General features: G+C 58.0%; 9 protein-coding genes. 3 read left to right on the top strand and 6 right to left on the bottom strand.

Annotated elements, in window-relative coordinates; translation table 11 throughout:
• Positions 1-95 precede the first annotated feature (95 nt).
• From fadA to LOY56_RS08805, 3 genes are all read right to left on the bottom strand, one after another.
• Positions 96-1,271 (bottom strand): acetyl-CoA C-acyltransferase FadA, encoded by a 1,176-nt coding sequence (fadA, locus tag LOY56_RS08815; RefSeq protein WP_258621100.1) that lies wholly within the window; start codon positions 1,269-1,271, stop codon positions 96-98.
• A 30-nt stretch (positions 1,272-1,301) separates the two neighbouring features.
• The gene (fadB, locus tag LOY56_RS08810; RefSeq protein ID WP_258621098.1) at positions 1,302-3,449 is read right to left on the bottom strand and encodes a fatty acid oxidation complex subunit alpha FadB; all 2,148 of its coding nucleotides are present in this window, start codon (positions 3,447-3,449) and stop codon (positions 1,302-1,304) included.
• 547 nt (positions 3,450-3,996) lie between these two features.
• A complete protein-coding gene (locus LOY56_RS08805; RefSeq protein WP_258621096.1) occupies positions 3,997-4,434 on the bottom strand; it encodes a hypothetical protein in 438 nt (145 codons plus the stop codon).
• A gap of 104 nt (positions 4,435-4,538) precedes the next feature.
• On the opposite strand from LOY56_RS08805, the gene LOY56_RS08800 reads away from it, so the two are divergent.
• A complete protein-coding gene (locus LOY56_RS08800) occupies positions 4,539-4,976 on the top strand; it encodes a universal stress protein (RefSeq protein ID WP_030128421.1) in 438 nt (145 codons plus the stop codon).
• A 150-nt stretch (positions 4,977-5,126) separates the two neighbouring features.
• Here LOY56_RS08800 and LOY56_RS08795 read toward each other — a convergent pair whose 3' ends face one another.
• Positions 5,127-7,046 (bottom strand): ATP-binding cassette domain-containing protein, encoded by a 1,920-nt coding sequence (locus tag LOY56_RS08795; RefSeq protein ID WP_258621094.1) that lies wholly within the window; start codon positions 7,044-7,046, stop codon positions 5,127-5,129.
• 213 nt (positions 7,047-7,259) lie between these two features.
• On the opposite strand from LOY56_RS08795, the gene LOY56_RS08790 reads away from it, so the two are divergent.
• Positions 7,260-9,188: a transglycosylase SLT domain-containing protein gene (locus tag LOY56_RS08790; protein ID WP_258621092.1), complete on the top strand. Its 1,929-nt coding sequence runs from the start codon at positions 7,260-7,262 to the stop codon at positions 9,186-9,188.
• Between the two features lie 124 nt (positions 9,189-9,312).
• On the opposite strand, the gene LOY56_RS08785 is transcribed toward LOY56_RS08790, so the two are convergent.
• Together LOY56_RS08785 and LOY56_RS08780 are read right to left on the bottom strand one after the other, a co-directional pair.
• Positions 9,313-10,347, bottom strand: coding sequence for a Fic family protein (locus LOY56_RS08785; protein WP_258621090.1), 1,035 nt, complete (start codon positions 10,345-10,347; stop codon positions 9,313-9,315).
• A gap of 122 nt (positions 10,348-10,469) precedes the next feature.
• Complete coding sequence (locus tag LOY56_RS08780; protein WP_258621088.1) at positions 10,470-12,257, bottom strand: ABC transporter transmembrane domain-containing protein; 1,788 nt, start codon at positions 12,255-12,257, stop codon at positions 10,470-10,472.
• A 258-nt stretch (positions 12,258-12,515) separates the two neighbouring features.
• On the opposite strand from LOY56_RS08780, the gene LOY56_RS08775 reads away from it, so the two are divergent.
• Positions 12,516-12,695 (top strand): PA1571 family protein, encoded by a 180-nt coding sequence (locus tag LOY56_RS08775; RefSeq protein WP_007907798.1) that lies wholly within the window; start codon positions 12,516-12,518, stop codon positions 12,693-12,695.
• The last annotated feature ends 67 nt before the right edge of the window (positions 12,696-12,762 follow it).

Genomic DNA, 12,762 nt, shown 5'->3' with positions numbered 1-12,762 from the left:
TTGGCCCTCACTGAAATTTTTTCAAAATAAAAACAAAATAAATCCGGGAAAACAAAAACCGGGGCACTTGGCCCCGGCTTCCATCAGCGAAACGCTTAAACGCGTTCGAAGACGGTGGAGATGCCTTGGCCGAGACCAATGCACATGGTAGCCACCCCGAAGGTGCCGCCATTCTGCTTCATCACGTTCAGCAAAGTGCCGGAGATACGGGCACCGGAGCAACCGAACGGGTGACCCAGGGCGATCGCGCCGCCGTGCAGGTTAACCTTCTCGTTCATCTTGTCGAGCACTTTCAAATCTTTCAGCACTGGCAGCGCCTGTGCGGCGAAAGCTTCGTTGAGCTCGAAGAAGTCGATATCGTTGATACCAAGACCCGCGCGCTTCAGTGCTTTTTGTGTTGCCGGTACTGGACCATAGCCCATGATCGCCGGGTCCACACCTGCCACTGCCATCGAACGAATCACCGCCATCGGCTGGATACCCAGGTCTTGGGCACGCTGCGCCGACATCACGATCATGCACGAAGCACCGTCGGTGATCTGCGACGAAGTGCCGGCTGTCACCGTGCCGCCCTTCGGATTAAACGCTGGCTTCAACGCCGCCAGGCTTTCCAGGGTGGTTTCCGGACGAATGGTTTCGTCGTAGTCGAACAGTTTCAGGAAACCGTTCTCGTCGTAGCCCTGCATCGGGATGATTTCGTCTTTGAACTTGCCTTCCAGAGTCGCCTTGTGGGCGAGCTGGTGGGAGCGCACGCCAAAAGCGTCCTGTTGTTCGCGAGTAATGCCGTGCATCTTGCCGAGCATTTCTGCGGTCAGGCCCATCATGCCCGAGGCTTTCGCCGCGTACAGGGACATGTGCGGGTTCGGATCGACACCGTGCATCATGCTCACGTGACCCATATGCTCGACGCCACCAACCACGAACACGTCACCGTTACCGGTCATGATCGCTTGCGCAGCGGTGTGCAGAGCACTCATCGACGAGCCACACAGACGGCTGACGGTCTGGCCGGCCGCGGTGTGCGGGATCTGCGTCATCAGGGACGCCATGCGGGCGATGTTCCAGCCCTGCTCCAGGGTCTGGTTCACACAGCCCCAGATCACGTCTTCAACTTCGCAGGGGTCGACCTTGACGTTGCGTTCCAGCAATTTGCTGATCAGGTGCGCCGACATGTCTTCAGCGCGGGTGTTGCGGTGCATGCCGCCCTTGGAGCGGCCCATCGGCGTACGACCGAAGTCGACAATCACGACGTCTCTAGGATTCAAGCTCATATACTTTCACTCTCGCTCTAGTGTGGGCGCTTAACCGAAGAAGCTCTGACCGTTTTTGGCCATTTCACGCAGCTTCGCGGTCGGGTGGTACAGCGCGCCCAAATCAGCGTACTGGTCAGCCAGGGCAACGAACTCTGCAACACCGATCGAGTCGATGTAGCGCAGCGCACCGCCACGGAATGGAGGGAAACCAATACCGTAGACCAGGCCCATGTCGGCTTCGGCGGCGGTTTCGACGATGCCGTCTTCCAGGCAACGCACGGTTTCCAGGCACAGCGGGATCATCATCCAGTTGATGATGTCTTCGTCAGTGACTTCGCGCTGTTCGAACACGATTGGCTTGAGCACTTCCAGTACCGAAGGATCGGCGACTTTCTTCTGCTTGCCGCGCTTGTCGGTCTCGTAGGCGTAGAAGCCTTTGCCATTCTTCTGGCCCAGGCGCTTGGCTTCGTAGAGCACGTCGACGGCCGAACGGCGATCGTCCTTCATGCGATCCGGGAAGCCCTCAGCCATTACATCGCGACCGTGGTGACCGGTGTCGATGCCGACCACGTCCATCAGGTACGCCGGGCCCATCGGCCAGCCGAATTTTTCCATGACCTTGTCGATGCGGACGAAGTCCACGCCGGCGCTGACCAGTTTGGCGAAACCGCCGAAGTACGGGAACAGCACGCGGTTGACCAGGAAGCCCGGGCAGTCGTTGACGACGATCGGGTTTTTGCCCATTTTCTTGGCGTAGGCAACGGTGGTGGCAACGGCCACTTCGCTGGACTTCTCGCCACGGATGACTTCAACCAGCGGCATCATGTGCACCGGGTTGAAGAAGTGCATGCCGACGAAGTTTTCCGGACGCTTGAGGGCTTTGGCCAGCAAGGTGATGGAAATGGTCGAGGTGTTGGACGCGAGGATGGTGTCCTCTTTGACCTTGTCTTCAACTTCGGCCAGAACAGCTTGCTTGACCTTCGGGTTCTCGACAACGGCTTCGACGACCAGGTCGACGTGACCGAAATCACCGTAGGACAGGGTCGGACGAATGCCGTTGAGCACTTCAGCCATTTTCGCCGGAGTCATGCGACCTTTATCAACGCGGCCCACCAGCAGCTTGGCGGCTTCGGCCAGACCTTGCTCGATGCCGTGCTCGTTGATGTCTTTCATCAGGATCGGCGTACCTTTGGAGGCCGACTGATAAGCGATACCACCACCCATGATGCCGGCGCCCAATACGGCGGCCTGCTTCACGTCTTTGGCGATTTCGTCGTAGGACTTGGCCTTTTTCTTCAGCTCCTGATCGTTCAGGAACAGACCGATCAGGCTCTGCGCGGCAGAGGTCTTGGCCAGTTTGACGAAACCGGCAGCTTCGACTTCCAGCGCCTTGTCGCGACCGAAGTTCGCGGCTTTCTGGATAGTCTTGATCGCTTCAACCGGTGCCGGGTAGTTCGGGCCCGCTTGACCGGCCACGAAACCTTTGGCGGTTTCGAACGACATCATTTGTTCGATGGCGTTGAGCTTGAGCTTTTCGAGCTTCGGCTGACGCTTGGCCTTGTAGTCAAACTCACCGGAGATGGCGCCTTTGACCAGGTTCAGAGCCGCTTCCTGCAGTTTCTCTGGTGCGACCACGGCATCGACGGCACCGACTTTCAGCGCGTCTTCAGGGCGGTTTTCCTTACCGGCGGCAATCCACTCGATGGCGTTGTCGGCACCGATGATGCGCGGCAAACGCACAGTACCGCCGAAGCCTGGGTAGATGCCCAGCTTGACTTCCGGCAGGCCGATTTTGGCGGTGTTGGCCATGACGCGGAAATCCGCCGCCAGGCACATTTCCAGACCACCGCCCAGTGCGATGCCATTGATCGCGGCGACAGTCGGGACGTTGAGGTCTTCGAAATCGCTGAAAATCTTGTTGGCTTCGAGGTTACCAGCAACAAGCTCTGCATCCGGCAGCTTGAAGTTGTCGACGAATTCGGTGATGTCGGCACCGACGATGAACACGTCCTTGCCACTGCTGACGATCACACCCTTGATCGAAGCATCTGCCTTGATGGTGTCTACGGCCTGACGCAGTTCGTTCAGGGTAAGACGGTTGAACTTGTTGACGGACTCACCCTTGAGGTCGAATTTCAATTCGACGATGCCACTTTCAAGAGCCTTAACCGTGATGGCTTTACCTTCGTAAATCATCAACTGATCTCCACGATATGGAAGCTGAACAGTACACGTCGGACGCAGGCGACTGGCTCGGCAGGGACGTTTATCCGTCAATGCTAACGCCAACTCACCCGGCACACCCGCCAACGCGATAGTCGGGATTCTGTAGGAGCGATCTGTAATACAAACGCTCAATTCATACGCCCGTTTGATTTGGGTATGTCACCTTCACGGAATTTCCGGCAATTGTCAATCGCCCAAAATACGGGTTGAAACGCGACTTTCCAGTCACTTCCGTACCACGAAGCCTTGAACAACGCAGGATGCATGCGAGGCCATTCATAGAATCAATAGTTAGAAAAGTCGCCCTAATTAGCGGCAGCCTGTGTTTAACAAGCTACGCTGGCGGGACTCTGAAGAAAAAATCTGAACGCTTTTGACGAATGCCCAGCGTAAGATCAGCGCACAAAGAATTACCGGCCTGCCTGGCCAACCTCAGCCCGATGACGATGTCGGGCTTTTTATTGCCTGTCTGTCGGGCGAAGACCCGCAACAGTGTAGGAACCGCGGGGATCGGATTTCAGGCCAGCGCTTTCAGCAGCGCATCAATGTCCTGCAAAACATTCGATTCACCCTTCTCGCCCCAATACAGGGCGATCATTTGCTTGTCCGCCTCAACCTTGTAGACATTGGCCGGCAGTTTTTCGAAATGATTCAGCAGCATTCCATCCGCGCAGACCTCCTGCCACTGATTGACCCATACGCCCGGCACCTTCTGCCAATAACTCCAGCACGCCGGTTGCGTGCCACGGCGCGGCCGATGGTACTGGGCGCAAGGGCTCGGCGGTTCCTCATTCAGCCAGTGCGGCCATTCCTGGGGCGCCAGCTGCATGGCCAGGCCAATGCGCCGCGCCTCCATGCGCAGGGCCATGCGCCCGTTCTGAGCACGAGAGGGACGCAACCAGGCTAGCGGACTCAAGACCACCAGCAGGATTGACACCACTATCCAGACCGTCATATCTGTACTCCCGAGTCTTGATGAGCCCATTGAGTCACTTTGAAACCAATGCGCTTGAAACCAGCCATACTTACCAATGTTGCAATCCTCAGGAGGAGCACCTCATGCCCTACCACCACATTCTGGTCGCTGTAGACCTAACCGAAGAGTGCGATCCTGTCATCCACCGAGCTCGCGAACTCTCGGTGAGCAATGGCGCGAAGCTGTCTCTGGTGCATATCGTCGAACCGATGGCCATGGCTTTTGGCGGCGACGTGCCGATGGACCTTTCCCAGTTGCAACAACAACAGTTCGATCAGGCCAAAGAGCGCCTTGAGCGATTGATCGTGAAATACCCGGAACTCTCCAAGGAATACAGCCACTTGACCTACGGCCAGCCGCGCCAGGAGATTCACCACCTCGCCAAGGAGCAAACCTGCGACCTGATCGTGGTGGGCAGTCATGGTCGCCATGGTTTGGCGCTGTTACTCGGCTCCACTGCCAATGACGTACTGCACGGCGCGCCTTGCGATGTGCTGGCGGTGCGTCTGATCAAAAGCTGACAACCACAAAACCCTGTAGGAGCTGCCGAAGGCTACGATCTTTTGATCTTGCCCGAAAAAATAAGATCAAAAGATCGCAGCCTGCGGCAGCTCCTACGAAAAGCCCGGCACTCACGCGAGTGAAGCCGGGCTTTTTTATCGCCGGATCAATCAGGCATCCAGCTCGGCCCAGCGCTCGACCATCACGTCGAGTTCAGCCTGCAACTGCTCCAGTTGAGCGATCACCGCAGCCGTCTCGGCAGCAGGACGCTGATAGAAGCCGGCATCCGCCATCTGCGCTTCAACCACCACGATCTGCTGCTCCATCGCTTCGATCTGACCTGGCAAGGCTTCCAGCTCACGTTGCAACTTGTAGCTGAGCTTCTTCTTTGCCACCGGCGCCTCTACTGCCGCAGCAACTGCCACGGGTTCCGCAGTGACGACAGCCGAGTTCAGGTCGGCCTTGCCGGACTTGCTTTCGGTCACGCCCAACAGGCGCGGCGAGCCGCCCTGACGCAGCCAGTCCTGATAACCACCGACGTATTCGCGAACCTTGCCTTCGCCTTCGAAGACCAGGGTACTGGTGACCACGTTGTCGAGGAACGCCCGGTCGTGGCTGACCATCAGCACGGTGCCGTTGAAGGTCAGCAAGACCTCTTCCAGCAGCTCGAGGGTTTCCACGTCCAGGTCGTTGGTCGGTTCGTCGAGTACCAGCAGGTTCGCCGGTTTGCTGAACAGTTTGGCCAGCAACAGACGGGCACGCTCACCACCGGACAGCGCCTTGACCGGCGTGCGGGCACGCTGCGGGCTGAACAGGAAGTCGCCGAGGTAGCTCAACACGTGGCGGCTCTGACCATCGATATCGATAAAGTCGCGACCTTCGGCCACGTTGTCGATCACGGTCTTTTCCAGGTCCAGCTGATGGCGCAACTGGTCGAAGTAGGCCACGTCGATGCGCGTCCCCTCCTCCACTGTGCCGCTGGTTGGCTGCAGGCCGCTGAGCATCAGCTTGAGCAGCGTAGTCTTGCCGGTACCGTTGGCGCCAAGCAGACCGATACGGTCGCCGCGCGTCAGGACCATCGAGAAATCCTTGATCAGGAACGGGCCACCCGGGTGAGCGAAGCTCACGTTCTCGAGGACCATCACCTGCTTGCCGGACTTGTCAGCAGTGTCCAGCTGAATGTTGGCCTTGCCGGTGCGCTCACGACGCTCGCTACGCTCAACGCGCAATGCTTTCAATGCGCGAACACGGCCTTCGTTACGGGTGCGACGCGCCTTGATGCCTTGGCGGATCCAGACTTCTTCCTGGGCCAGCTTCTTGTCGAACAGCGCGTTGGCGGTTTCTTCAGCCGCCAGAGTCGCCTCTTTGTGCACGAGGAAACTGGCGTAGTCGCCGTTCCAGTCGATCAGGCCGCCACGATCCAGCTCCAGAATGCGGGTCGCGAGGTTCTGCAGGAATGAACGGTCGTGCGTGATGAACAGCACGGCGCCCTGGAAATCCTTCAGCGCTTCTTCGAGCCAGGCAATTGCACCGATGTCCAGGTGGTTGGTCGGTTCGTCGAGCAGCAGCAGATCCGGTTCGGAAACCAGCGCCTGAGCCAGCAGAACGCGACGACGCCAGCCGCCGGACAATTCGGCGAGGGTCTTGTCGGCCGGCAGTTGCAAGCGGCTCAAGGTGCTGTCGACCAGTTGCTGCAAACGCCAGCCGTCGCGGGCTTCGAGGTCGTGCTGGACATGCATCAGTTTGTCCAGATCGGCGTCGGTGACGATGTTCTGGCTCAGGTGGTGATACTGCGCGAGCAGCTCGCCGACACCGTCCAGGCCTTCGGCAACCACGTCGAACACGGTCCGCTCGTCGGCTACCGGCAATTCTTGCGGCAATTCGCCAATCTTTAGGCCAGGTGCGCGCCAAACAGAGCCCTCATCAGGCTTCTGGTCGCCCTTGACGAGCTTCATCATGCTGGACTTGCCAGTGCCATTGCGGCCGATGATGCACACCCGCTCACCACGGGCGATCTGCCAGGACACCTTGTCCAACAACGGCATAGCGCCGAAAGCAAGGGACACATCGCTGAATTTGAGCAGGGTCATGAGCTTCTCCAAAAACCGGGCGCGCATTCTACCTGACTTGAGGCTTCAGAAGGCCGGCAATTTCAATGTCGAAGCACTCTGCACAACAATTGTTGCGAACTTGTGCCGACAGCTCGGCAAAGCTTTCGCCCGCTGCTGGCAAAAGGCTAAGCTACAGATAATTCAGTGCCGCGCTTGCTGGCACTTGTCATGATTTCTCTGCCCGGACGTCTCATGCGCAGTCGCCTTTTCAATCTTTTTTCATGTTTGCTTCTTACCGCCGCTGCCGCTCAATCCGCCCAGGCGGTGGACCTGTCCACCCAACGCCAGTATTACGATGAAGCCAAGCGCGCCCTGGCCAAGGGCGATACCGGCCCTTATTTCCGTTATAGCCAGGCGCTTAGCGACTATCCGCTTGAACCCTACCTGGCCTATGACGAACTGACCGCGCGCCTGAAAACCGCAAGCAACGCCGAAATCGAGAAATTCCTCGCTGAACACGGTGACCTGCCCCAAGCCAACTGGATGAAATTGCGCTGGTTGCGCTGGCTGGCCGAACGTGGCGATTGGGCGACTTTCATCAAGTATTACGATCCCAAGCTCAATTTCACCGAACTGGACTGCCTTAACGCGCAATATCAGATCAGCCATAACCGCAAGGTCGAGGGCTATGCCAACGCCGAAAAGCTTTGGCTGAGCGGCAAAACCCAGCCCGAAGCTTGCGACGGTTTGTTCGGCATGTGGGCCGCCGAAGGTCAACTGACTGAACAGAAACGCTGGGAGCGCACCAAGCTCGCCGCCCATGCGCGCAACTATGCGCTGGCCAACAGCCTGATCAATGGCCTGACGGTCCTCGCCCCGCGCGGTCGCCTGCTGGTGGATGTGGCGCAGAAACCCGAGCTGCTCAATCAGCCGTCGCGTTTCATCCCCGCTGACGAACCCATGTCCGATATTGTCAGCCTCGGCCTGCGCCGTCTGGCCCGTCAGGATCCGGACAAAGCCATGGACCTGCTCGATGGCTATGCCAGCGGCATGCATTTTTCCCGTGACGAAAAAGTCGCGATTGCCCGGGAAATCGGCCTGACTCTCGCTCGGCGTTTCGACAGCCGCGCGCTGGATGTAATGACAAAATACGACCCGGAACTGCGCGACAACACGGTTTCAGAATGGCGCTTGCGCCTGCTATTGCGTCTGGCCCGTTGGGACGATGCCTATGAGTTGACCCGCCGTTTACCTCAGGATCTGGCTACCACCAATCGTTGGCGTTACTGGCAGGCTCGTAGCCTGGAGCTGGCGCAACCGCAGAACCCGCAAGCGCAGACGCTTTACAAGAACCTGGCCCGCGAACGCGATTTCTACGGTTTCCTGGCAGCCGATCGTTCGCAATCATCCTATTCGCTGAACAGCAAACCGCTGGTGCTCAGTCAGGCACTGATCAACAAGGTACGTAATACCCCCGGCATACGACGTGCCCTGGAATTCCATGCACGCGGGCAGATCGTCGACGGTCGTCGCGAGTGGTATCACGTCAGCCGGCACTTCAACCGTGACGAAATGGTTGCCCAGGCGAAACTGGCTTACGACCTGAAATGGTATTTCCCGGCGATCCGCACCATCAGTCAGGCGAAGTACTGGGACGACCTGGATATTCGTTTCCCGATGGCCCACCGCGAAACCCTGGTCCGTGAAGCCAAGGTTCGTGGCCTGCACTCGAGCTGGGTATTCGCCATTACCCGGCAGGAAAGCGCCTTCATGGCCGACGCGCGCTCCGGCGTCGGTGCCAGCGGCCTGATGCAACTGATGCCCGGCACCGCCAAGGAAACCGCGCGCAAGTTCAGCATTCCCCTCGCTTCGCCGCAGCAAGTGTTCGATCCGGACAAGAACATCCAGCTCGGTGCCGCTTACCTGAGCCAGGTCCACAGCCAATTCAATGGCAACCGCGTCCTCGCCTCCGCCGCCTACAACGCCGGCCCCGGCCGCGTACGTCAATGGCTGCGTGGCGCCGATCACCTGAGCTTCGATGTGTGGGTGGAAAGCATCCCGTTCGACGAAACCCGTCAGTACGTGCAGAACGTATTGTCGTACTCGGTGATCTACGGCCAGAAGCTCAACTCACCACAACCGTTGGTGGATTGGCATGAACGGTATTTCGACGATCAATGATCTGTAGGCGCTGCCGCAGGCTGCGATCTTTTCCGCAACTGTAAAAAATGCCCGCCTCTTTCGAGGCGGGCATTTTTGTTTGCAGCACAAGGCAAGATCAAAAGATCGCAGCCTGCGGCAACTCCTACACAGATCTTGACCGTGCCGCGGTCTGCTTGCCAAGTCCGGTCAAGCGATAGCTTTGAGCCGGACTATTGGGCGACTCGGGGTTTGTCATTTCAATCAAATCGGCGGCTAACGCCGGTTTGAGATAGTTAGCCCGAAACGTTGCCTTGTGAGCCAATCCAACCTCTGTCATCAACTCACTGATCTTCAGCGGACCGCTTCCATCGAGAGCCCAAAGCAATTTCGCTACTTGGTCGGTTACTGGGTCGGTTACTAGGTCGGTTACTGGCTCGCTCCTAGCGGCTTCCTGAAGGGCAAGGCTCAGCGCTTGCAGCATGAACTCGACAAAAGGAGTTGATTCGGCCAACTGGTCGGCTGCCGATAATGCGGCATAATAATCGTCCTGCTGCTCTCGAATTACCGCTTCGACCGGCAGATAAGCCAGCACCGGTCGCCATTGACTGAGTATCAAGGTCTGCCAAAGGCGGCCCATACGCCCATTACCGTCGGCGAAAGGATGGATGAACTCAAACTCGTAGTGGAAAACACAGCTAGTGATCAACGGATGCCAGTCCGAAGCGGCGAGCCATGCCAGCAAATCATCCATCAAATGCCCAACGCGACTCGGTGGCGGCGCCATATGAACCAATTTCTCGCCACGGTAGATCCCCACCCCGGCTCGACGAAGTTGCCCACAGTCGTCAATCAATCCCCGCATCAGCAACTCATGCGCCTGGAGCAGGTCGGACCGGCTGCTCGGCTGCCACTGCGGCATGGATTCATAAGCTGTAAACGCGTTACGTACTTCCTGGATTTCTCGTGGCAGGCCAAGCACTCGCTGCCCTGCCAGAACGGCAGTCACCTGTTCAATGCTCAGGGTGTTGTTCTCGATCGCCAAAGAAGCCTGAATCGTACGAATTAGATTACTACGGCGTAGTTGAGGCGTCTGCCGACGATCATCCATCGCCGAAAGCTGACCAATCTGCTCACTGATCTCAGCGATCAACGCCAATATTCTTGTGGTCAGGGTCAACGGTGGTTGATAACGGCTCATATCCTCATCCAGGCTCGCAACTGAGGCCGACATAATGCCCGAAGACGGCCACATTTATTCAAACCTCGTGGCCATTTTCGAACTTTGATGGAATCGATAAAATCGTCCCGAACCGGCAGTGCCTACACTCGCAGATCGGCTTCGGCTTTGCCGTCAGTGAACTGCAACGCTGCCAGTCGTGCATACAACGCATTACTCGCAATCAACTCCTGATGCGTCCCCACCGCCACCAGTTTCCCTTGGTCCATCACTGCGATCCTGTCGGCGTTTTTCACCGTGGCCAATCGGTGGGCGATGACCAGCGTGGTGCGATTTTTCATCAGGCTGGGCAGGGCTTGCTGGATCAGGTGCTCGCTCTGGGCGTCGAGGGCGCTGGTGGCCTCGTCCAGTAGCAGGATCGGCGCGTCCACCAGCAGCGCCCGGGCGATGGCCAGGCGCTGGCGTTGCCCGCCGGATAAACCGAGACCAGCGTCGCCGAGGTGTGTCTGGTAGCCGCTGGGCATTTGCTCGATGAAGTCGTGGGCATAGGCGATTTTCGCGGCTTCCTGGACCTGGGCCAAAGTCGCCGTCGGGCGGCCGTAGCGAATGTTCTCTTCGATGCTGCCGAAGAACAGCGCAGGGGTTTGCGAGACGAGGGCGAAGCAGCGACGCAGATCCAGAGGATCGAGTTGGGTCAGCGGCACACCGTCCAGAAGGATGCGCCCTTCGATAGGGTCGTAAAAGCGCAACAGCAGGTCATACACTGTCGACTTGCCGGCACCGGACGGCCCTACCAATGCAAGCGTTTCGCCAGCGTTGATCGTCAGATTCAGACCATCAACGGCATAACTTTGCGGACGCGACGGGTAGGAAAAACGCACATCTTGCAGCACCAGATCGCCCTTCACCCGCTCAGGCAAAGTCACCAGGCCCTGGGTCGGTGGCTGGATGATGTTTTCCGAACGCAACAACTCGGCAATCCGCTCCGCCGCCCCCGCCGCTCGCTGCAGTTCGCCGATCACTTCACTCAACGTGCCGAAGGCACCGCCGACAATCAGGCTGTAAAAGACAAACGCAGCCAGCTCACCCGCGGAAATCCGTCCGGCGATGACATCCATGCCGCCGACCCAGAGCATCACCCCGACGGCGCCCAACACCAGCAGGATCACCAGGGTAATCAACCAGGCCCGCTGGAAAATGCGCTTACGGGCGGTGTTGAAAGCCTCTTCCACGGTCGTGGCAAAACGCTGCTCGTCCTGAACCTGATGGTTGTAGGCCTGCACGGTTTTGATCTGACTCAGGGTTTCGGAGACATAGCTGCCGATATCGGCAATCCGGTCCTGGCTCAGACGCGACAGGGTGCGCACCCGGCGACCAAAAATCAGGATCGGCGCGACCACCAGCGGCAACGCGACCACCACGATGCTGGTGAGTTTGGGGTTGGTGATGAACAGCAAGACAATCCCGCCGATCACCATCAGCCCATTACGCAGGAACAGCGACAGCGAAGAGCCGATGACCGATTGCAGCAGCGTGGTGTCGGCGGTCAACCGTGACTGGATCTCGGAGCTGCGGTTGTCTTCATAGAACCCCGGATGCAGGTAGACCAGATGGTTGAACACCCGACGGCGGATGTCGGCGACAACGCGCTCGCCGATCCACGACACCAGGTAAAAACGCGCAAAGGTGCCAATCGCCAGCCCCATCACCAGCAGCATGAACACGCCGATGGATCGGTTGAGCAAATGCGGGGATTGGGTCATGAAACCCTGATCAACCAACAGGCGGATCCCCTGCCCCATGGACAGGGTGATGCCAGCAGTGACGATCAACGCCAGCAAGGCACCCAAGGCCGGCCAGCGATATGGCGCGAGGAAACGGCTGGCCAGACGAATGGCTCGGCGGTGACGGGAAGAGAGCATGAGGATCATCCGAAGGTGTAACCAATGGCCTTGACCCGATCAAGCCTACACCGACCGATGGGATTGAACGCTGTAAATCACAATGAGTCAGGTTAATTATGACCGCCAAGACTAGTGGCTAGAGATTATTGGTCTAAAGTCCGGGTGGAAACGTCAGCATATTTCTGATGGACTGAGGATGCCGACCTGAAAGATCGCAGGGAGTTGTCACAGCCCGGTCACTTGGCGGTTTTACAGTAAGCACACAACCTGATGAGGAGACAGGCCATGTCCTTGCAAAACAGCAGCGATGACAAGATTCCAGTGATTCGCACGCAGCCAGACCAGTCTCTGGGTTGCTCGATTATTGATAAGGATGGGCACGAAGTACCGATCACTGAAAACATGATCCAGGACGCTTGCCGCGAACTGGAAAAGCGATTGGTCAAGCCTGCCGAACAAGAGTGATATAGCCACCGTCTTCTTGACCCGGCTCTTTTAGCCGGGTTTTTTATGGGTGCTGGTTTTGTGTAGC

The sequence above is a fragment of the Pseudomonas sp. B21-048 genome, from assembly GCF_024748615.1.
Classification (GTDB): domain Bacteria; phylum Pseudomonadota; class Gammaproteobacteria; order Pseudomonadales; family Pseudomonadaceae; genus Aquipseudomonas.
Note: the sequence above shows the minus strand (reverse complement) of the source record. Positions and strands in the feature narration are given on the sequence as shown.